General features: G+C 60.7%; 19 protein-coding genes and 1 riboswitch. Of the genes, 12 read left to right on the top strand and 7 right to left on the bottom strand.

The window, feature by feature from the left end; genetic code table 11:
- Positions 1-259: 259 nt before the first annotated feature.
- Positions 260-1,255 (top strand): ArsR/SmtB family transcription factor, encoded by a 996-nt coding sequence (locus tag N4Q37_RS10160; protein ID WP_260957539.1) that lies wholly within the window; start codon positions 260-262, stop codon positions 1,253-1,255.
- Between the two features lie 19 nt (positions 1,256-1,274).
- Positions 1,275-2,465 (top strand): methionine adenosyltransferase, encoded by a 1,191-nt coding sequence (gene metK / locus N4Q37_RS10155; protein WP_260957538.1) that lies wholly within the window; start codon positions 1,275-1,277, stop codon positions 2,463-2,465.
- A gap of 125 nt (positions 2,466-2,590) precedes the next feature.
- On the opposite strand, the gene N4Q37_RS10150 is transcribed toward metK, so the two are convergent.
- Positions 2,591-3,211 (bottom strand): LysE family translocator, encoded by a 621-nt coding sequence (locus N4Q37_RS10150; protein ID WP_260957537.1) that lies wholly within the window; start codon positions 3,209-3,211, stop codon positions 2,591-2,593.
- Positions 3,212-3,417: 206 nt separating this feature from the next.
- Here N4Q37_RS10150 and ligB point away from each other — a divergent pair, with 206 nt between their 5' ends.
- Complete coding sequence (gene ligB, locus N4Q37_RS10145) at positions 3,418-5,091, top strand: NAD-dependent DNA ligase LigB (protein WP_260957536.1); 1,674 nt, start codon at positions 3,418-3,420, stop codon at positions 5,089-5,091.
- A 92-nt stretch (positions 5,092-5,183) separates the two neighbouring features.
- Entirely contained in the window at positions 5,184-5,579 is a 396-nt protein-coding gene (locus N4Q37_RS10140) for a DUF1090 domain-containing protein (protein ID WP_260957535.1), read from the top strand.
- 127 nt (positions 5,580-5,706) lie between these two features.
- Here the strand turns inward: N4Q37_RS10140 and N4Q37_RS10135 are convergent, their stop codons facing one another.
- A complete protein-coding gene (locus N4Q37_RS10135; protein WP_260957533.1) occupies positions 5,707-6,156 on the bottom strand; it encodes a c-type cytochrome in 450 nt (149 codons plus the stop codon).
- 125 nt (positions 6,157-6,281) lie between these two features.
- Here N4Q37_RS10135 and mltA point away from each other — a divergent pair, with 125 nt between their 5' ends.
- Positions 6,282-7,469, top strand: a complete 1,188-nt coding sequence (gene mltA, locus N4Q37_RS10130; RefSeq protein WP_260957532.1) for a murein transglycosylase A — start codon at positions 6,282-6,284, stop codon at positions 7,467-7,469.
- Between the two features lie 83 nt (positions 7,470-7,552).
- On the opposite strand, the gene N4Q37_RS10125 is transcribed toward mltA, so the two are convergent.
- Positions 7,553-7,936 carry an MAPEG family protein gene (locus N4Q37_RS10125; RefSeq protein WP_260957531.1) on the bottom strand — a complete coding sequence of 128 codons (384 nt, stop codon included), beginning with the start codon at positions 7,934-7,936 and terminating at the stop codon, positions 7,553-7,555.
- A 51-nt stretch (positions 7,937-7,987) separates the two neighbouring features.
- Positions 7,988-8,821: an EamA family transporter gene (locus N4Q37_RS10120; RefSeq protein ID WP_260957529.1), complete on the bottom strand. Its 834-nt coding sequence runs from the start codon at positions 8,819-8,821 to the stop codon at positions 7,988-7,990.
- A gap of 255 nt (positions 8,822-9,076) precedes the next feature.
- On the opposite strand from N4Q37_RS10120, the gene N4Q37_RS10115 reads away from it, so the two are divergent.
- Positions 9,077-11,014: a patatin-like phospholipase family protein gene (locus N4Q37_RS10115; RefSeq protein ID WP_260957527.1), complete on the top strand. Its 1,938-nt coding sequence runs from the start codon at positions 9,077-9,079 to the stop codon at positions 11,012-11,014.
- 10 nt (positions 11,015-11,024) lie between these two features.
- Here the strand turns inward: N4Q37_RS10115 and N4Q37_RS10110 are convergent, their stop codons facing one another.
- Positions 11,025-11,426 carry an acyl-CoA thioesterase gene (locus tag N4Q37_RS10110; protein WP_003206420.1) on the bottom strand — a complete coding sequence of 134 codons (402 nt, stop codon included), beginning with the start codon at positions 11,424-11,426 and terminating at the stop codon, positions 11,025-11,027.
- Between the two features lie 193 nt (positions 11,427-11,619).
- A riboswitch (S-adenosyl-L-homocysteine riboswitch) is annotated at positions 11,620-11,727 on the top strand.
- A 23-nt stretch (positions 11,728-11,750) separates the two neighbouring features.
- Here N4Q37_RS10110 and ahcY point away from each other — a divergent pair.
- From ahcY to N4Q37_RS10085, 5 genes are all read left to right on the top strand, one after another.
- Positions 11,751-13,160 (top strand): adenosylhomocysteinase, encoded by a 1,410-nt coding sequence (gene ahcY / locus N4Q37_RS10105; RefSeq protein WP_260957525.1) that lies wholly within the window; start codon positions 11,751-11,753, stop codon positions 13,158-13,160.
- A gap of 183 nt (positions 13,161-13,343) precedes the next feature.
- Complete coding sequence (gene metF / locus N4Q37_RS10100; protein ID WP_260957523.1) at positions 13,344-14,189, top strand: methylenetetrahydrofolate reductase [NAD(P)H]; 846 nt, start codon at positions 13,344-13,346, stop codon at positions 14,187-14,189.
- A gap of 77 nt (positions 14,190-14,266) precedes the next feature.
- Positions 14,267-15,343, top strand: coding sequence for a hypothetical protein (locus tag N4Q37_RS10095; RefSeq protein ID WP_260957520.1), 1,077 nt, complete (start codon positions 14,267-14,269; stop codon positions 15,341-15,343).
- A gap of 55 nt (positions 15,344-15,398) precedes the next feature.
- Complete coding sequence (locus N4Q37_RS10090; protein ID WP_260957518.1) at positions 15,399-16,172, top strand: substrate-binding periplasmic protein; 774 nt, start codon at positions 15,399-15,401, stop codon at positions 16,170-16,172.
- Between the two features lie 267 nt (positions 16,173-16,439).
- Positions 16,440-18,287: a DEAD/DEAH box helicase gene (locus tag N4Q37_RS10085; RefSeq protein ID WP_260957517.1), complete on the top strand. Its 1,848-nt coding sequence runs from the start codon at positions 16,440-16,442 to the stop codon at positions 18,285-18,287.
- Between the two features lie 72 nt (positions 18,288-18,359).
- On the opposite strand, the gene N4Q37_RS10080 is transcribed toward N4Q37_RS10085, so the two are convergent.
- Positions 18,360-18,956 (bottom strand): YceI family protein, encoded by a 597-nt coding sequence (locus N4Q37_RS10080; protein WP_260957515.1) that lies wholly within the window; start codon positions 18,954-18,956, stop codon positions 18,360-18,362.
- 32 nt (positions 18,957-18,988) lie between these two features.
- A complete protein-coding gene (locus N4Q37_RS10075) occupies positions 18,989-19,540 on the bottom strand; it encodes a cytochrome b (RefSeq protein WP_260957513.1) in 552 nt (183 codons plus the stop codon).
- Between the two features lie 357 nt (positions 19,541-19,897).
- Between N4Q37_RS10075 and N4Q37_RS10070 the strand changes: the two genes are divergently transcribed.
- Positions 19,898-20,404, top strand: coding sequence for a hypothetical protein (locus N4Q37_RS10070; protein ID WP_260957512.1), 507 nt, complete (start codon positions 19,898-19,900; stop codon positions 20,402-20,404).
- Positions 20,405-20,672: the final 268 nt, after the last annotated feature.

Below are 20,672 nucleotides of genomic sequence, written 5' to 3'. Positions count from 1 at the left end.
GCGGGTATTGAATCGAAAGTGAATAAAACGAAATTGAAAAAGGCGTGCATTTTCCCTCACACACCCGCCTGGGGCAATGACAGATAGTCATCCGGAGGCGTTTTTTGCGGTGGATTTCAGTCGCCTTCGCCCGATGAAACCTTTCCGCCCGTGGTTTGCAAGGCCGAGCAGGTCTGGAAAGTGCCGCCCATCATTCAATATCAAAATTTTTTGATATTGAACTTGCGATGATCCGCCCCCCTCACTAGACTGCCGCTCTATGAATTTACCCGCGCCCACGCTCCGTCATGACGATTGCGATGACCTGGCGGCCCTTTGCAAGGCCGGCGGCGATCCTTTGCGACTCAACGTGTTGCGCGCCCTGGCCAATGATTCGTTCGGCGTACTGGAACTGGCGCAGATCTTCGATATCGGCCAGTCCGGCATGAGCCACCACCTCAAGGTACTGGCCCAGGCCGACCTGGTCGCGACCCGGCGCGAAGGCAATGCCATTTTCTACCGTCGCGCCCTGCCTCATACCGATCTTCCGGGCGGCCGGCTGCACGCAGCGCTCCTCGACGAAGTCGATCAGTTGCACCTGCCAGCGGCCGTACAGGCACGCATCGCCCAAGTGCACCAGCAACGCGCCGCCGCCAGCCAGGACTTCTTCGCCCGGGTGGCCGAGAAATTCCGCGCCCAGCAAGACCTGATCGCAGGGCTGCCGCAGTACCGGGAAAGCGTGGTGGCGTTGCTGGACAAGCTAGGCTTCGAACCCGACGCCACCGCCATCGAAGTCGGCCCCGGCGACGGCGCGTTCCTGCCGGAACTGGCACGACGCTTCAGCCAGGTGACGGCCCTGGACAACAGCCCGGCCATGCTCGAACTGGCCCGCCAGGTGTGCGAACGCGAAGCGCTGGCCAATGTCAGCCTGCAACTGGCCGATGCCTTGAACGGTGTGAACCATCAGGCCGATTGCGTGGTATTGAACATGGTGCTTCATCATTTCGCCGCGCCGGCCGATGCACTCAAACACATGGCCTGCCTGTTGCAGCCGGGCGGCAGCCTACTGGTGACGGAGTTATGCAGCCACAACCAGAGCTGGGCCAGGGAAGCCTGCGGGGATCTCTGGCTGGGCTTCGAACAGGACGACTTGGCCCGTTGGGCCACCGCTGCGGGTCTCGCACCCGGAGAAAGCCTCTACTTAGGCTTACGCAATGGTTTCCAGATCCAGGTTCGCCACTTTCAGCGACCCACTGGCGACACTCACCAACGGTAACTTGCAGGAAAACATCGAGATGAGCGAATACTCCCTTTTCACCTCCGAGTCCGTGTCTGAAGGGCATCCGGACAAAATCGCCGACCAGATTTCTGATGCGGTGCTGGACGCCATCATTGCTGAAGACAAATTCGCCCGCGTGGCGTGCGAGACGCTGGTGAAAACGGGCGTGGCGATCATCGCCGGCGAAGTCACCACCTCGGCCTGGGTCGACCTGGAACAGATCGTCCGCGACGTGATCCTGGGCATTGGCTACAACAGCTCCGACGTCGGTTTCGACGGCGCGACCTGCGGCGTGATGAACATCATCGGCAAGCAGTCCCCCGACATCAACCAAGGCGTCGATCGCGCCAAGCCTGAAGACCAGGGCGCAGGCGACCAGGGCCTGATGTTCGGCTACGCCAGCAACGAAACCGACGTGCTGATGCCGGCCCCGATCACCTTCTCGCACCAACTGGTTCAGCGCCAGGCCGAAGCGCGCAAATCCGGCCTGCTGCCTTGGCTGCGCCCGGACGCCAAGTCCCAGGTGACTTGCCGCTACGAAGGCGGCAAGGTAGTCGGCATCGACGCCGTGGTCCTGTCGACCCAGCACAACCCCGACGTGTCCTACAAAGACCTGCGCGAAGGTGTGATGGAACTGATCGTCAAGCACGTACTGCCTGCCGAACTGCTGTCCAAGGACACCCAGTTCCACATCAACCCGACTGGCCAGTTCATCATCGGTGGCCCGGTCGGCGACTGCGGCCTGACCGGTCGCAAGATCATCGTCGACAGCTACGGCGGCATGGCCCGTCACGGCGGCGGAGCATTCTCCGGCAAGGACCCATCCAAGGTTGACCGTTCGGCGGCCTACGCCGGTCGTTATGTCGCCAAGAACATCGTCGCCGCCGGCCTGGCCGAGCGTTGCGAGATCCAGGTGTCCTACGCCATCGGCGTCGCCCAGCCTACTTCGATCTCGCTGAACACCTTCGGCACCGGCAAGATCGGCGATGACAAGATCATCAAGCTGGTCCGTGAAGTGTTCGACCTGCGCCCTTACGCCATCACCACCATGCTCGACCTGCTGCACCCGATGTACCAGGACACCGCAGCCTACGGTCACTTCGGCCGTACGCCACAGACCAAGACGGTCGACGGTGACACCTTCACCACCTTCACCTGGGAAAAGACCGACCGCGCCGACGCCCTGCGCGCCGCTGCCGGCCTGTAATACCCGCGTGTAAAGAGAAAGCCCCTGGCGACTGGGTCGTCAGGGGCTTTTTCATGCCGTTGTGTTTTCATGCCTTTGTGGCAAGGGAGCTTGCTCCCTCGCGCCACAAAGGCTTAGCGCAATGTTCAGGTCCGTCGTGCCACCAGCAAAAACGAAGCCGCACTGGCCAGTAGCCCCGCACACAGCCGATTGAATAAACGCTTGCCACTGGGCCGGGCGAACAGCCGCCGCGCGTAAATCCCCATGTAGCAATACAAGCCGATGGCGATGCACTCCAACGCCAGGAACAAGCCGCCCAACACGGCGAATTGCTGCGCGACGGTGCCCGTCCGGTCGACGAACTGCGGCAGGAACGCGGTAAACAACAGGATCGCCTTCGGATTGCCGATGGCCACCCAGAACTCCTGGCGCGCCAGGCTGCGGCGACTCATCGACGCGAGCGCCGCTTCGCCACCGACCTCCGGCTGGGCCCGCCACAATTGCACGGCCAAGTAGAACAGGTAACCGGCGCCGACCAGCTTGATCCCCAGGAACAACAACTCCGAGGTATGCAGCACGGCGGTGAGCCCCGCCGCAGCCAGGGCGATCATGATTGCAAATGCCAGCAACCGACCGACACCACCGCTGCACGCCCGGACGAAGCCATAACGCGAGGCGTTGCTGATGGACAGCAGGTTATTCGGCCCCGGCGCCATGTTCAGCGCGAAGCAGGCCGGAATGAATACAGCGAGTGTCGGCAGGTCCATCCAGGGGCTCCTGGTACAGGTCGATCGAAGGCCCATTCTGCGCCGCCCCTTGCACCGTGCAAGGGACAGTTGCACGGCTAAATCGAGCTGGACTGTACCGCCGCGACTTTGCCATCAGGCTGTGCAAAATCCGGTAACGCTCCGAGCCTCGCAACTTCCCGGACGCTGGCTAGCCTTCAGGTACTCAACCAAGCAAGGATGCTTCGATGCCACCGTTTTTGTATACACTCGCCTGTCTGTTATTCATTGTCACACCCACCCAGGCCGCGCCCTGCCCTGACTGGCCCACTGAGCGCGCCCGGGCCGAGATCGTCGCGCTGCAACAGCAAATCGACACCTGGGACGACAGCTATCACCGCCTCGGCCAATCCCAGGTGACCGACGCGCTTTACGATCAGTCTCGTGCACAACTGGGCCAATGGCGCCGCTGCTTCAACCTTGAAGCGCCCGACGATCCCCTGCGCACGGTTGACGGCAAGGTGCCGCACCCGGTTGCTCATACCGGCCTGGACAAGCTCAAGGATGCGCACGCCGTACAGGCGTGGCTGCATGGGCGGCAAGACGTCTGGGTCCAGCCGAAAGTCGACGGCGTGGCGGTGACCCTGGTCTATCGCGAGGGCCGCCTGCATCAAGCGATCAGCCGTGGCGACGGCCTTCATGGACACGATTGGACCGTGAACGCATGCAAGATCAAGGCCATCCCCCAACAACTGCGCCAGCCCACGGACCTGGTGGTCCAAGGCGAGTTGTACTGGCGGCTGAACACCCATGTCCAGGCCAGCAGCGGCAGCCTCAACGCCCGGGGCACCGTGGCGGGCCTGATGGCACGCTCGAACTTGACGGCGCAGGAGGCGTCCGACATCGGCCTGTTCGTCTGGGACTGGCCCGAGGGTCCGCAAACCCTGCCCGAGCGAGAGCGCGCGCTGGCGGACCTGGGCTTCGCCGAGCCTGGCCGTTTCAGCCATCCGGTCCACGGCCTGGCCGACGCCCAGTATTGGCGCGACCACTGGTATCACGCATCGCTGCCATTCGCCAGTGACGGCATTGTCCTGCGCCAGAGCCGCCGTCCACCCGCGGCTCGCTGGCAGGCCCGGGCGCCGTTCTGGAGCGTGGCCTGGAAATACCCCTATGCCCAGGCGCTGGCCGAGGTGCGAAAGGTGCATTTCAAGGTCGGTCGAACCGGACGCATCACACCCATCCTGGAACTTGAACCCACGCTGCTCGACGATCGACGCATCCGCAGGGTGAGCGTCAGCTCCCTCGAGCGCTGGACCGACATGGACATCCGCCCCGGCGACCAGGTTGCCATCAGTCTCGCGGGGCTGACCATTCCACGCCTCGACGCCGTCGTGCTGCGCAGCACCGAGCGCCAGGACGTCAGCGCTCCAGCGGCAGCCGATTATCACTTTTTGAGTTGCTGGCAACCGACACTCGGCTGCGAAAGCCAGTTCCTGGCACGAATGACCTGGCTCAGCGGCAAACAAGGGCTGGCCCTGCCCCACGTCGGTCCGGGCACCTGGCAAAAGCTGCTGGCCGCCGGCCGGCTCGACACAATGCTGGATTGGTTGACCCTCGATGCCGCCGAGCTTGCTAACATTGCCGGTTTCGGCGAGCGCAGCAGCGCCCGTCTGCTCGACAGCCTGCACAGCGCCCGGCAACGCCCTTTCCGGCAATGGCTCAAGGCCTTGGGCTTACCGCCCACTGGCGAAGCCCGGCTGGAGGGGCCTTGGCAGGTACTGGCCGAGCGCAGTACCGAACAGTGGCAAGCCGAAGCCGGTATAGGACCGGGACGCGCCGCGCAATTGAGCGCGTTCTTTCGCGACCCGCAGGTAGTGGCTTTGAGTGAACAGTTACGCGCCGCCGGGGTCGATGGTTTTTGACGCGAGCCCCGTGCAGTTGAACCCAAGGGGCAAACATGCGTTCCAACAGCGCATCTGTACCGACCGCTCGCGAGTTATTTTACGGAGTTGCTATGAATTTCCTGTCCCCCGCTGCCCTGCTGATCCTGTGCAGTGTCATGGCCACGCCTTTGCTGGCGGACGAGCAGGCGCCGGAGCTCACCGGCTGCGCAGCCAAGCGCCAAGGCATCATCAACCAGATCGAACTGGCCAAGTCCCATGGCAACCCGGACCAGCAGGCTGGCCTTGAAACCGCACTGAGCGAAGTCACCAGCCATTGCACCGACGCGTCCTTGCGCAAGGAACGTGAAAACAAGGTGCTCGATGCCAAGCATGAAGTCAGCCGGCGTCAGGCCGACCTGGAAAAAGCCATGAAAAAGGGCGACGCGGAACGGATCAACAAGCGCAAGGACAAACTGGCGGCTTCACGCAAGGAACTGCAAGACGCGGTGGAGGAGTTGGATAAGTAAGCTACAAGCTCGAAACTTGCCGCTTGTAGCTGCTGGCTCTGGTACGAAAAGTCTTGAGACGAAGGTCAGGCGAGGCTGTTTTCAACGCAGCATGAACGAGTATCAAGGCTTTTCGTACAGAGCCTAATCAATGATCCCGAAACTCCTTATGACAGGCACTGCACGCATCTTCGACCTTCTGCACCGCCGGCCCCAGGTTGCTCGCCTGGTAGGGTTGGACCTTGCTGACGGTCACCAACTCGCCGGTGGCGGCCTCGAGGCTTCGAGCCAGGTCCTGGAAGCGTGCCTGTTTTTGCCAGACCTCATCCCGGGCGCTGGTGTGGCTTTCTTCGCGCACTTGCGGGAAATGTTTCCACGGCTCATGGGACAGTTGGTCCAGTTGCACCGCGCCTTCGGCGAAACGCGCTCCGTCGAACGGGACGCGACCTCGCAGCATGCCACCCAACTCTTCATTGGTCTTGAGCATCTGCTTGAAGATCGCCTTGCGCTGGCCCAGGGGAGAATTGGGATCGACGCCGCCACAGGCGGAAAGCAACAGGCAGGCCAGTACTGCCAGGGAAAATCGTTTTACAAACATCTTGGCCTCGGAGCAGGAAACGGCGGTTAGTATCCTCGGATCGTCGGTAAAGACCAATGGCCCCATCAACAATGCGGGTTGTTCTAACCCCTGACTGCGTTTGAACGATCGCGAAGGAAATCTTCATGAACAGCCGCTCCAAGCCCTGGCACAAAGGCCTGGCATTGACCCTCCCGCTGATGGCCCTGCTGGCCGGCTGCAACCTGGGGGACAAGACCGAGAAGCCGGAAACCCATGCCGTCGCCACTTATGTCAATGCACCGTGGGACGCCCTGCCATCGGTTAGCGACGAAGACCTGCTGGCCGGCTTCGCTTCCTGGCGCAGCGCCTGCACCCGGCTCAAGGCGGACGCCACCTGGGGCCCGACCTGCGCGGCGGCGGCCAGCGTGCCGCAGAACCCAACGGATGTGCGCCATTTCCTGAAACAGAACCTGGACGTCTATGGCCTGCGCTCGGGGGACAACAGCCCCAACGGCCTGATCACCGGTTACTACGAACCGGTCTATCCCGGCAGCCTCACCCAGACCAGCCGCGCGAACATTCCGGTGTATGGCGTACCGGAAGACATGATCATCGTGTCGCTGGAAAGCATTTACCCCGAACTCAAGGGCAAGCGCCTGCGCGGTCGTCTCGAAGGCCGGGTGCTCAAGCCCTACGACGACGCCGCCAGCATCGAAACCAACGGGGTGAAGGCGCCCGTGATCGCCTGGCTGACAGACCCTATGAACCTGCAATTCCTGCAAATCCAGGGCTCGGGCCGCATTCGACTCGATGACGGTCGGCAATTGCGCATCGGCTATGCCGATCAGAACGGCCACCCTTACCGCCCCATCGGACGCTGGCTGGTCGAACAGGGTGAGCTGAAGAAAGAAGACGTGACCATGGGCGCCATCAGCGCCTGGGCCAAGGCCAACCCGAACCGGATTCCCGAGCTGCTCGGCAGCAACCCCAGCTATGTGTTCTTCAACCGCAACCCTGACAGCAATGAAGGCCCGCGTGGCTCGCTGAACGTGCCATTGACCGCCGGCTACAGCGTGGCGGTGGACCGCAAGGTGATCCCCCTGGGCAGCCTGCTCTGGCTCTCCACCACGCGCCCCGATGGTAGCCCCTTGAACCGCCCCGTTGCCGCCCAGGACACGGGCGGCGCCATCGCCGGCGAGGTACGGGCCGACCTGTTCTGGGGTACGGGTGAAGTGGCCGGGCAACTGGCCGGGGACATGAAGCAACAAGGCCAGATCTGGATGCTCTGGCCCAAGGGCATGGCGTTGCCGCAAGTGCCGCAGGTGGGCAATGCCGTTACCGCCAATCCCTGAGTAAACGCGCTGACTTGTGCCGGCCCCATCGCGATCAGGCTCGCGACGGGGCCGACACAAGAACCAGGACTCAACAGCCAGGCTCAGATCGAGACAAAGAAGAAACTCGCGATCAACCCTACGCCCACGAGCCACACCAGCGAACGCAGGATCGCCCAATCCGCCAGGTAACAGATGATGTACAGCAGGCGACTGGTAATGAACAGCACTGCCAGCACGTTGATAGTCACCAGCTCAGCATTGCCGGCCAGATGCGCGACGATCACCGCGGCAGCGAAAAACGGCGAGATTTCAAAACCATTCAGGTGCGCGGCATAGGCACGCCGGGGAGCACCGTCAAGGGATTCGAGGAAGTCCCGGGGATCGTGGTTGTCGCGCAACCGGAATCTTCCGCCGATCTTGGCGATTGCAATGCACAGATACGGCAGCAAAAAGGCAATCAAAATACACCACAGGGCAACCGTCATGACGCAGTTCCTTCTTTGGGTTTCATAGGGAGTCGAGAATCCGGGCGCAGGTCAAGACTTCATCACCAGCATGCCAATCAGCACCAGCCCGCAGGCTAAGAGCCGCGGCAAGCCGAAAGGTTCTCTGAGGTAGCGCATGCCGAACAGCACCACCAGGATCACGCTGATCTCGCGCAGCGCCGCAGCCTCGGCGATCGAGCCCAATTGCATGGCCCACAGCACCAGAGCGTAGCTCAGCAATACGCAGAATCCGACCGCCACCCCCAGCGCCCATTGTTCACGCCAGAACGAGATGAACGCCGGTCGCTTGCCCAGCAACGCCAGCAAGGGGAACGGCCAGGCGCTGAGCAGCGTGACCCAGACCAGGTAATCCAGCGGATGGGGCCAGCGCCGTAGCGCATGACCGTCAATGAAGGTGTAGCCGCCGATGCACAGCCCGATCAGCGCCACCACCGGCAACATTGACCAGGGCAGCCGCTCACCGCCACCACCTCGCCACAACAGGCAAAGCATGCCGAAGGGAATCAGCAAGATGCCGGTAACCTGCTGCGCCGTCAGCGCCTCGCCAGCAAAGATAAAGGTCAACGCCAGCACCACCAGCGGAGAGAGACCGCGCATCAACGGATAGACCAGCCCCAGGTCGCCAACCCGATAGGCCTGGATCAGCAGATACCGGTACAACAACTCGAGCGCCGCCGACGCCACGATCCATGGCCAGATCCCAGGCGGTGGAAGCGCCACGAAACCCAGGGCCAACGCGGCGAACAGCAAGGCGACGCTGTCCATGCACGCCACCACCAGCAAGCGCTCACCGCTGAACTTGATCAGCGTATTCCAAGCCGCGTGCAGCAGCGCGGCGATCAGTACCAGGGTCGTTGCCAGCACAGTGGACTCCCTATCATTGAGAAATCTGCCCACGCCACTAGCGAACAAGCGACGCGCTCAGTAAGACGTTATCCCCATCCATGTGGGCTGTTTTACCTACCTCCCCAAAGCCCTATTCCAGAGCGTTTCCATGGAAACCTGCCGGGGCTCGCTTGCAGTCGATGGATGTTTATCCAATTGAGTCTCAACGCCATAAGCCTACAGAACTTGCTTACAGTTCGGTCCTTCACTCCTGGGCACACGGAACGAACCAGAATGCTAGCAATCTCTCAAAGCACCCAAGCCACTCGCTCTTTTAATGACGAAAGACCGGTCACAAAACAAGCGCCCCCGGCAGATGGCTACCGATTGGTCACCAACGCGACAGACCGGTCGATCTCCATCGTTCGACATGAGGACGGTAGCGTCGATGTCAGCATGCAGCCTCCGCCCGCTACCAAACTTGTCCTGAGTGGCGGCGGCGCCAAGGGGGTGGCCTATTCTGGATTCGTCAATGCGCTCGAAAACATGGATGTCCTGAAATGTATCCGGACGATTTCAGGATCCTCGGCAGGGGCCATATCGGCCGCTTTACTGGCCAGCGGCATAAATCACAAAGTTTTCGACCAGATCTCTGACCACGTCCCCCTCATTTCCCTGCTCAACAGCGCCAAGCCTGACGTATCAGCCAGCCAGGACGAATGGTCGAAGTGGGGCGAGAAACTGAAAAAAGTCCCGCTGGCGCAATTGCTCTGTGATCTATGGCCGCGCCTGGGTTCCAAAGGAATACCGCTGGAGAATCTGATTCGGGAGAAATCCTGCAAGGCGTTTTTACAGCGTTGCAAAGAACACCCGGGGCCTCTTTCCGCAGCAGCGCAACAAGCCGTTGCCAACGTGGAAAACAACCGGTACGTCACCTTTGCCGACCTGGCCGTCCTGAGCCAGGAGATCCCGCAGATCAAGACCGTGGAGATCACCGGCACCGCCCTGTTCGAGAAAAGCGCGCAACTGGTGGTCTTCAGCGCGGAACTGACCCCGGACATGGACATTGCCGTGGCGGCGCATATCTCCGCGTCGCTGCCGGTCGTCTTCAGCAAACCGACTCAGCAGGAACTGCCCTTCCAACAGAGCGACGAGAACCGTACTGAGACCACGGCATTTGCCGATGGCGGCATCCTGAACAACACACCGATACCGGCCCTCTACAACCCGCACTCCTCCATGAGCCCGATCCCGGACGGTGAGCATTTGATCCTGGTATTCGACGCTGACGAACCGGGCAAACAAAGCCAGCGAGCTACGGGCCTCTCGGCGCTGACAGACAGATTCCTCAAGGCGCCCCATACAGCGTCCTCTGCACTGAATGCCGAGCAAATGAAGCACTTTGCCGACCAGATCGTCACCGTGCCACTGAACACCGATAAAGGCGACTTCCGTGGACTGTTGAATGGAACGGTCAACTTCCGCATGTCCAAGGACATCAAGAATCATCTCCAGGAAGAACTGCGCAAGGTTGTCCAAACGCACCTGGACACACGTAGCGCCACGCAGCAGACCTTCTGGTTTGCCTCGACCGAAGACGCCCTGTTGGCATTGAGCGACGAAACGCTCGCGCAGCTAAGCGCAGAACTGGAGCACGACCAAGCCTGCACCGAGGTGATCGCCTTCAGGCAGTTGGCGCAACAGGCACTGGCGCAACTGAAACAAGCGATCCAGGAGGCCAACGACACCTCCACCCGGCTTGAACCAAGCCCACAAATACACATGGCCATCTGGGCCCTCGATCAACTTGCCGACCGGCCCGGCAAGCTGGAATGGCTGGCCAAACGCCTCAACCATGGCAATGACCCGGACTTCATGCAGTTCTTGCAAGCCGCCGCCCGCTGGGACACAGGCGCGTCTAGCGGTGTGTCCGAGGTGACCCGCCAGGCCGTCGAGGAGATGAAGCTGCACGACCTGGCCACGCGCGTCGATAACGTCGTGCGCTACGTGCTCTACCCCTCGCTGTTTCGCGGTGGCCAGCCGGAATCGAACATCAAGTTGCTCAACGGAGCCATCAGGGACCTGAACGAAGTACGCAGCCAAGAGGCGTTCAACAGCGCACTCGACCGGGTCATCGCAAACTACAAATCGCGCTACACGGGGCTGCCTAATCCTGAATCAACAACCCGCAACAGCCTGCTCGCCATGAAGTATCCGGAACAGAAAGCCTGATACACCGCTCTCACTCGACGACGGCGTCCTTGAACTGATCCTTGACGTACTTGATCTCGGTCCGCCCGTGCGGCGCGGGCAGACCGTCTTCGCCGAGGTTGACGAAAACCATTTTCTCCACGGTCAGGATGCTTTTGCGGGTGATCTTGTTGCGCACTTCGCAGGTCAGGGTGATGGACGTACGTCCGAACTCGGTGGCGGTGATGCCCAGTTCGATGATGTCACCCTGGCGCGAAGCGCTGACGAAGTTGATTTCCGAGATGTACTTGGTGACCACGCGCTGGTTGCCGAGCTGGACAATCGCGTAGATCGCCGCCTCCTCGTCGATCCAGCGCAGCAAGCTGCCGCCGAACAGCGTGCCGTTGGGGTTAAGGTCTTCGGGCTTGACCCATTTGCGGGTGTGGAAATTCATGTTCACTCCTGAGTGTCTGGCCGATCGATGCGAGCATCATGGCAGACCGGACCGCCAGGCTCTACGCCGCCGGCCTGATAACAGTCATCGGCAATTTCGATTTGCCGACAACAAACCCTTTTGGAAGATCCGATTAGCCCGCTATAATCGCCACCGCTTTACCTCGGTCCACGCATTGGACCGTTCCCGCCACCTGTCCGAGGGGCGCTGCAGCAGGCTCGACCTGTCAGGCTCGGATGGGGCGTTGTTTGTACGGGGGCTCCCCGCACGGACACTAAACGCACAACGGCGCCCATTCGCATACATTACGAATGGAGGCTCTTCATGAGCGCTGTTATCACGCCTGCAGATTTTACCGACTACAAAGTTGCCGACCTGTCCCTGGCTGCCTGGGGCCGTCGCGAAATCATCATCGCCGAATCCGAAATGCCTGCCCTGATGGGCCTGCGTCGCAAGTACGCTGGCGAACAACCGCTCAAGGGCGCGAAGATCCTCGGCTGCATCCACATGACCATCCAGACCGCCGTGCTGATCGAGACCCTGGTCGCCCTGGGCGCCGAAGTACGCTGGTCGTCCTGCAACATCTTCTCGACCCAGGACCAGGCTGCCGCCGCCATCGCCGCTGCCGGTATCCCGGTATTCGCCTGGAAAGGCGAGACCGAGCAAGAGTACGAGTGGTGCCTGGAGCAGACCATCCTCAAGGATGGCCAGCCATGGGACACCAACATGATCCTCGACGACGGCGGCGACCTGACCGAGCTGCTGCACAAGAAATACCCGGCCGTACTGGACAAGGTCCACGGCGTGACCGAAGAGACCACCACCGGCGTGCATCGCCTGCTGGACATGCTGGCCAAGGGCGAGCTGAAAATCCCGGCCATCAACGTCAATGACTCGGTAACCAAGAGCAAGAACGACAACAAGTACGGCTGCCGTCACAGCCTCAACGACGCCATCAAGCGCGGCACCGACCACCTGCTGTCGGGCAAGCAGGCGCTGGTGATCGGCTACGGTGACGTGGGCAAGGGTTCGGCCCAGTCCCTGCGCCAGGAAGGCATGATCGTCAAGGTCTCCGAAGTCGACCCGATCTGCGCCATGCAAGCCTGCATGGACGGTTTCGAAGTGGTTTCTCCGTTCATCAACGGTAACAACGACGGCACCGAAGCCAGTATCGACAAGGCGCTGCTGGGCAAGATCGACCTGATCGTGACCACCACTGGCAACGTCAACGTGTGCGATGCCAACATGCTCAAGGCCCTGAAAAAGCGTGCCGTGGTGTGCAACATCGGTCACTTCGACAACGAAATCGACACCGCTTTCATGCGCAAGAACTGGGCATGGGAAGAGGTCAAGCCGCAGGTCCACAAGATCCACCGCACCGGTGCTGGCAGCTTCGACCCGCAGAACGACGATTACCTGATCCTGCTGGCTGAAGGCCGCCTGGTTAACCTGGGCAACGCCACCGGCCACCCAAGCCGCATCATGGACGGTTCGTTCGCCAACCAGGTTTTGGCCCAGATCTTCCTGTTCGGCCAGAAATACGCCGACCTGTCGCCGGCCCAGAAAGCCGAGCGCCTGACCGTGGAAGTACTGCCCAAGAAACTCGACGAAGAAGTGGCCCTGGAAATGGTCCGCGGTTTCGGCGGCGTGGTCACCCAACTGACCAAGCAACAGGCTGACTACATCGGCGTCACCGTCGAAGGCCCGTTCAAGCCGCACGCTTACCGCTACTGATCGGCGCTGCTCCCCCGTGGGAGCAGGCTCTTCTGTGGGAGCGAGCTTGCTCGCGATGCAGACACCTCGGTTCCGTTGTCAGACCGAGGCGACGCCAATCGCGAGCAAGCTCGCTCCCACACAAGCCTACCTCTCAAGGCAAGAGCTGACCTCTCCGGCTTACGAGTTTCCAAGGATATGACCATGTCCCAAGACCGTCGCTACAGCTTCGAGTTCTTCCCGACGAAGACCGATGCTGGACATGAAAAGCTCATCGCCACTGCCCGCCAGCTGGCCACTTACAACCCCGACTTCTTTTCCTGCACCTACGGCGCCGGTGGTTCGACCCGTGACCGCACCCTGAACACCGTGTTGCAGCTCGAAAGCGAAGTCAAAATCCCCGCCGCTCCGCACCTTTCCTGCGTGGGCGACAGCAAGCAAGACCTGCGCAGCCTGCTGGCCGAATACAAGGCGGCGGGCATCACGCGCATCGTTGCCCTGCGCGGCGACCTGCCGTCGGGCATGGGCATGGCCAGCGGCGAGCTGCGCCATGCCAATGAACTGGTGAGTTTCATTCGTGAAGAAACCGGCGAACACTTCCACATCGAAGTCGCCGCCTACCCGGAAATGCATCCCCAGGCGCGCAATCTCGAAGAAGACCTGCGCAACTTCGTGCGCAAGGCCAAGGCCGGCGCCAACAGCGCGATAACCCAGTACTTCTTCAACGCCGACAGCTACTTCTACTTCGTCGAACGCGTCCAAAAACTGGGTGTCGACATTCCTGTCGTACCGGGGATCATGCCGATCACCAACTACAGCAAGCTGGCGCGTTTTTCCGACGCATGCGGTGCAGAAATCCCACGCTGGATCCGCAAGCAACTGGAAGCCTATGGCGACGATGCGACAAGCATCCAGCGCTTTGGCGAAGACGTCGTCACGCAGATGTGCGAACGTTTGTTGCAAGGTGGCGCACCAGGGCTGCATTTCTATACCCTGAACCAGGCCGAACCCAGCCTGGCGGTATGGAACAACCTCAAGCTGCCGCGTTAAATGATTCATGGGATGGCAACAGGCCTTGGCCCGGACCAAGGCCTGTTGCCATCCCAGTCATCTGAAGGATTCGATGGATGCCCAGCAGGTTAACGACCCCACAACTCATATACCTGGTCTACGGGGCCGAGACTTATCACCAGGAAGCGTTGTTCAGCATCGCCAGTGCGCTGGCCATGCTGCGCGAGACGCCCGGCGAAGCGCTGGACATCCAGGTTTTCACCGATAACCTGGCGCCGTACGAAGGGTTGCCGGTGCGCTTGCGTCTCTTGGACAACGAAACCCGCCAGGCCTGGATCCAGCCCCACGGGTATCACTTTCGCGCCAAACATGTGGTGATGCAGAAGGTCCTCGAAGAAGCCGAGCTGGCGCTGCTGATCGACACCGACACCTTCTTCCACAGCTCCCCCCTGGAACTGTTCCGCCGCGTCCAGCCTGGCACCCTGCTATGCAATGCCTTCGGCCTGGCGTATGGCGCCAACAAGGACTCGCTACTGCACCTGACGCTGGCGGACATCTTGCGCCAGCGTGGGTTGGCGGACGACGACATGCCCTTGTTGAATTCGGGCGTCATCGGTCTCCATTACACAGACGCGTCGATCATGGATCGCTCGATTGCCCTGATGGACGAGTTCTACCCCGTGGCAAAGGGCGCCTATACCCTGGAGGAGTTCTGCCTCTCGGTAGCCGCCTATCGCACGGTGCAAGTGCGCGAATGCCCGGACCTGATCCATCACTACTGGAGCCGCAAGCAGCTGTTCCGCGCCAAGACCAAGGCCTGGCTCGACAAGCACCGTGCCTCGCCGGTGTGCCAGCATGCCCTGGATGAAACGCGGCAAGTCACCGCGATCCTGCCTCGGCCGCCGACCTTCCAGCGCCTGGCTTATAAACTCGTCACCCTGGCATTGCCCGGACATAAACGGCAGTTCATGCGCGAGATCCTCTACGGCTGCTACCGCCATACCAACCCGTTCGATCAGGCCTGTGCCCCGGTCTGGTGGGAAAAGGCCCTGGAGAACGTCGAGCACCGCCGCAACCAACCCTTGCAAGACCATGAACTCAAGCGCTGGCTCAATCATCCGTTGATTCGCCTGGTGCTGGGCAAACGCCGTGAAGCCATTTATACGCATCTAATGCAAGCAAAAGGCCACTAACCCCCAAGCCAGAGCGCTCTAGCTATTTGATGAGTTCCCGTCGTAACCTCAGGTCATGCCCATCATCACCCAGCTATTCACTGTCGTTGTTCTCCTCTGCCTGAGCCTGGCCGCTCGGGCAGAGAAGTTGCGCATCGTCACCGAACCCTGGGCGCCCTACGTCTACGAAGAAAATGGCAGGGTGCTGGGCCTGGACTACGAAACCACGGCCATCGTGTTCAAACGCCTGGGCATCGACATTGAATGGCAGTTCCTGCCCTGGAAGCGCTGCCTGGCCATGCTGGAACAAGGCATGGCCGACGGGGCGCTGGACATTTTTCACAGCGACGAGCGCGACTCCCTGCTGCTTTACCCCAGCGAACCGCTCTCGGATGTGGAATTCGTGATGTTCTACGCCAACGCCCGCCCCCATCCGTTTCGCACGCTCGATGAGCTGTCCGGCCTGACCGTCGGTACATCCCCCGGCTATTTGTATGGCCAGGCTTTCATGGACTCGACAGTGTTCGAGCGTGAGACGGCGCCCACCCACGAAGCCAACTTCGGGAAGTTGCAGTTGGGACGGATCGACCTGCTCATCACGGATCGCCGAGTGGGTCGGCGCGTGCTCCAGCAGATGCAACTGAGCGGGCAGTTCACCGAGAACCCCATGGTGGTGAGCCGACAAAGCCAGTACCTGGCCGTCAGGCGCAAGGCTGGAATGGACCTGCTCGTGCAGCGTTTCAGTGCCGAACTCAAGCGTTTCAAGCGCGAACAGGCCTATGCCGAGCTGATCGCCCGATATGACGCCGCCCCGGCAACCCGCGCAACGACAGCCCCGTTGCGGCGCTGAAATAAACCGTTGAGCAGCAGGAAAGCGGCGTACGGCGTTTGCTCTGTTATACTCGCGCCTTCCCGCCAGGCTCACGCCCGGACGCCCGGTCTTGCAAAAGGCAGCCCGACACCGCTACAGCGCAGCTTCCAGCCCCGCGCGAGCTTGTCCGGACCCGCCTCTGAGACCCGGCAGGACCGGACGGGATGACGTCTTTTGGTTGAACGTCATTCGCGCCCGGCAAGATTATCCCATTGGGCCAAGCCCTCACTAAAAACAGGATTACTCATGTCCTTTGCTTCCCTCGGTCTCTCCGAGGCTTTGGTCGGCGCCATCGAAGCCGCCGGCTACACCGAGCCTACCCCGGTGCAACAGCGGGCCATTCCCGCCGTGTTGCAAGGTCGCGACCTGATGGTTGCGGCGCAGACAGGTACGGGCAAAACCGGCGGTTTCGCCCTCCCGATCCTGGAACGGCTGTTCCCCAACGGTCACCCGGACAAGTCCCAGCGTCATGGCCCGCGCCAACCGCGCGTGCTGGTCCTGACCCCGACCCGCGAACTGGCAGCCCAGGTACACGAGAGCTTCAAGGTCTACGCGCGTGACCTGAAGTTCGTCAGTGCCTGCATTTTCGGCGGCGTCGGCATGAACCCCCAGGTCCAGGCCATGGCCCGCGGCGTCGATGTCCTGGTGGCTTGCCCCGGTCGCCTGCTGGACCTGGCTGGCCAGGGCAGCGTCGACTTGTCCCACGTTGAAATCCTCGTGCTGGACGAAGCCGACCGCATGCTCGACATGGGTTTTGTCCATGACGTGAAGAAAGTGCTGGCACGCCTGCCGGCCAAGCGCCAGAACCTGCTGTTTTCGGCAACATTCTCCAAAGACATCACCGACCTGGCCAGCAAACTGCTGCACAACCCAGAGCGCATCGAAGTCACGCCACCGAACACCACGGTCGAGCGTATCGAACAGCGCGTGTTCCGCCTGGCCGCCAGCCACAAGCGCGCGCTGCTGGCGCACCTGATCACCGCCGGTGCCTGGGAACAAGTGCTCGTATTCACCCGCACCAAGCACGGCGCCAACCGCCTGGCCGAGTACCTGGACAAGCACGGCCTGCCAGCCGTGGCGATCCATGGCAACAAGAGCCAGAACGCCCGCACCAAGGCCCTGGCCGACTTCAAGGCCGGTGAAGTACGGATCCTGGTCGCCACCGACATCGCCGCCCGCGGCCTGGACATCGACCAGTTGCCTCACGTGGTCAACTTCGAACTGCCGAATGTCGATGAAGACTACGTGCACCGTATCGGCCGTACCGGTCGCGCCGGTCGTTCGGGCGAAGCGATCTCGCTGGTCGCGCCGGACGAGGAAAAGCTGCTCAAGAGCATCGAGCGCATGACCAAGCAGAAGATCCCTGACGGCGATCTGATGGGCTTCGACGCCAGCACGATAGAAGCCGAGAAGCCTGAGGTCCGTGAACGTCCGGACGTGCGCAACCCGCGCAACGCCCGCGGCCCACGTGGCGAAGGCTCCAACAGCGGCAGCGGCCGCAAGGACAAAGGCAAGGACAAGGGCAAGGAAAAAGCTGCCAATGGCCGCGGCGAACGCCCCGCCCGCGAGCAAAAGCCCCGCGAAGGCACCCCGGCCCGCGAAGCGCAGCGCCAGGCCCCCCGCATGCCTGCCGATCGCGCTCCGGACGAATTCCTGGATGACGATATCGATAATTTCGGTAACCGCGTCGACTACGTGCCGCAACAGAAGCCTGCCCAAGGTCGCGGCCGCCGTCCGGGCACGCCAGCCCAAGGCGCGGGTGCAGGTACTGGGCGCGGTCAGTCCCAGGGACGCCAGAACGGTCCTCGCAACAACAGCGGTTCGTCCACGGGCAACTCACCTGCCAAACGCAGCGGCCCACGCAACGGCAGCGCACGTGACGGTCAGGCCCGTCGCGAAGATTCGCGCCCCCGCCGTCCGGCCCGGGACGATCAGTCGCGTCAGGAACCGGCGGTACAGAACCCCCGTGGCAACCAGCCGAAGATCATGCACAAGGAATCGAAACTCGATCGCTTCCCGACGCCTGAGCAACTGGACCAACTGCCAAGCCGCCCTCGCGGTGAGAAACCTGCGCTGCTGACCCGCAATCGCTGAGTTTTTCCAAGTAATGAAAAACGCCCCTGATCGCAAGATCAGGGGCGTTTTTTTGTCTGGCCGTGGCGAAAGTTACTTCGCTTTGACACCTTCAAACGAAATGTACAGTTCAACGGCATCGGATTGTGGACCCAGGTCCATCATCTTGCCGAAGTCCGAGCGCTTGATGCTGGTGGTGCCCTCGAAGCCTGCACGGTAGCCGCCCCACGGGTCCTTGCCCTCACCCAGGAAGGTGGCCTTGACCACGATCGGTTTGGTGACGCCGTGCAGGGTCAGGTCGCCTGTCACATCGGCAGTGTCTTTGCCATCGGCGTTCTTGCCGGTGGGCTTGACGCTGGTGGAGACGAACTTGGCATCGGCGAACTTGCCGACGTCCAGGAAGTCTTTGCTGGCGATGTGTTTGTCGCGCTCGGCGTGGTTGGTGAAGACGCTGGCGGTACGTACGTTGAATTCGATCTTGCTGGCTTCAGGCTTGGCGGCATCGAAGCTGAACTTGCCGTCGATGTCCTTGAAGGTCCCGGTGATGTAGCTATAGCCCAGGTGACTGATCTTGAAGTCGACGAAGGCGTGCTGGCCTTCCTTGTCGACCACATAGTCGGCGGCCATGACCTGGCCGGCCGACAACAGAGCAGAACCGATTGCCAAGGCGGCGAGCGTCTTTTTCAACATGCTTTCTATTCCTTTGGAGTCGAGGTTGTACATCAGGCTTGGCGTCCCAGCATGCGCTTGAGGGTCGCGTCACGGTCGATAACGTGGTGTTTCAATGCAGCTAACGCATGAAGGCCGGAGAAAATAACCAGCGCCCATGCCAGGTAGAGGTGAATCTGGCCGGCGACGTCTGCCTGATCGGGCAGTCCGGACACCAGCGCCGGTACTTCGAACAAACCAAACACCGGGATCCCGACACCGTCTGCGGTGGAAATCAGGTAACCGGCCACCATCACGGCGAACAACCCGAGGTACAGCGCACTGTGACCCAGCTTGGCGCTGACCCGGGTCAGGCGCCCATAGGTCTCCAGGGTTGGCGGCGGCGGGCTGACAAAACGCCAGACCACTCGCAACACCATGACCGCCAACAGCACCAGGCCGATGCTCTTGTGCAGGTCCGGCGCGTCTTTGCGCCAACTGCTGTAGTAGTCCAGCCCGACCATCCACAGGCCCAGGGCGAACAACCCGTACACCGCCAGCGCAACGCCCCAGTGCATAACGAGGCTGACCCAGCCATAGCGAGAAGAAGAGTTGCGTAGCTGCATTTCTCATATCCTGTAAAAACTGCGACCAAGACTAGCGAGTTATCTATCGATTTAAAGCGGAAAATTTCGCTTTGAAATATCGAGAAATACGATGATCAGTCTGGGTGGGGTGGGTTAAGGAAGGATTAAAGCCAGTACGGTGCCTGGCATCAACGCGTCAGGACGGGGCCCTTAGTCGGATCGCCCCCCCCGGCGGAGGCTCGCACACATTGGTGAGCGTGCTTGCCGTGGGAGCTTGCACATTATCGCAACCGACACGGCGAGGTTCTTTTTGCGACGGTATATATATGTATCGCCATTTTCGCTTCTGCCCTTGGTTGAATGAGTTTCCAACAACTCATGAACAAGGTGAAGAACATGGCCGTTCCTTACACTCCATTTCGAGCAAATGGTTCGCCGCTGCTGCCGCCCAATCAAACGATGTCGCCGGGGCAATACCTCCAATCCCCAAACGGGAAATATCGATTGGTGTTGCAGGCAGATGGAAATCTGGTCATCAAGGGCGGTGAAACTGTCATTTGGGTTGCCAATGACAATCAACGCTATAGCGCAACTTTGTATCCCAAAAGAATGCGCGAGCCTCTGCAATTTGTAATTGCCAACAGTGGATTTCTTTATGACCCGTCCAGAAGACGCTTATGGATCGCTGAAAGTACTCACAGCACTGATAAGTCGCTTTGGTACAACGCTTGTATGGTCATTGAGGATGACGGCAATCTGGTTATCCATGATAGGCGAACGGGCAAGCTATGCTGGGCCCGCTTTAGTTTCGTCCCAGGGCGCACCTCAAAGCCAAGACGAGTCAAAATCCTATTCGAAGATATACCTATCCATACATGGAAATTTTCCTTAGGGTCTCTTTAGCGCTATTGGCAGCCCAAGTACAAAAGCTCAGGGCAATTTAAAAAGCATTAATTGACCGAACACTCCGGCTTATACGGATCTATCGTACATTTGTATGCCAGCTGAGGGTCCCTCTTTGGAATCATCGGAATTTGCAGAGGATCTCTACATTCGCCAACTACACAACCAGCAAGCATGATCAACATTATTACCGCCGTTAATAATTTCATATGCACCCCAGTTTTTTGAAGAGACTAGAGCGCAATACCTCGCGCGCTCTATCATCTCC

Source organism: Pseudomonas citri (genome assembly GCF_025336485.1).
Lineage (GTDB): Bacteria > Pseudomonadota > Gammaproteobacteria > Pseudomonadales > Pseudomonadaceae > Aquipseudomonas > Aquipseudomonas citri.
The sequence above is the reverse complement of the archived record's forward strand: the minus strand, read 5'-3'. Positions and strand labels throughout refer to the sequence as shown.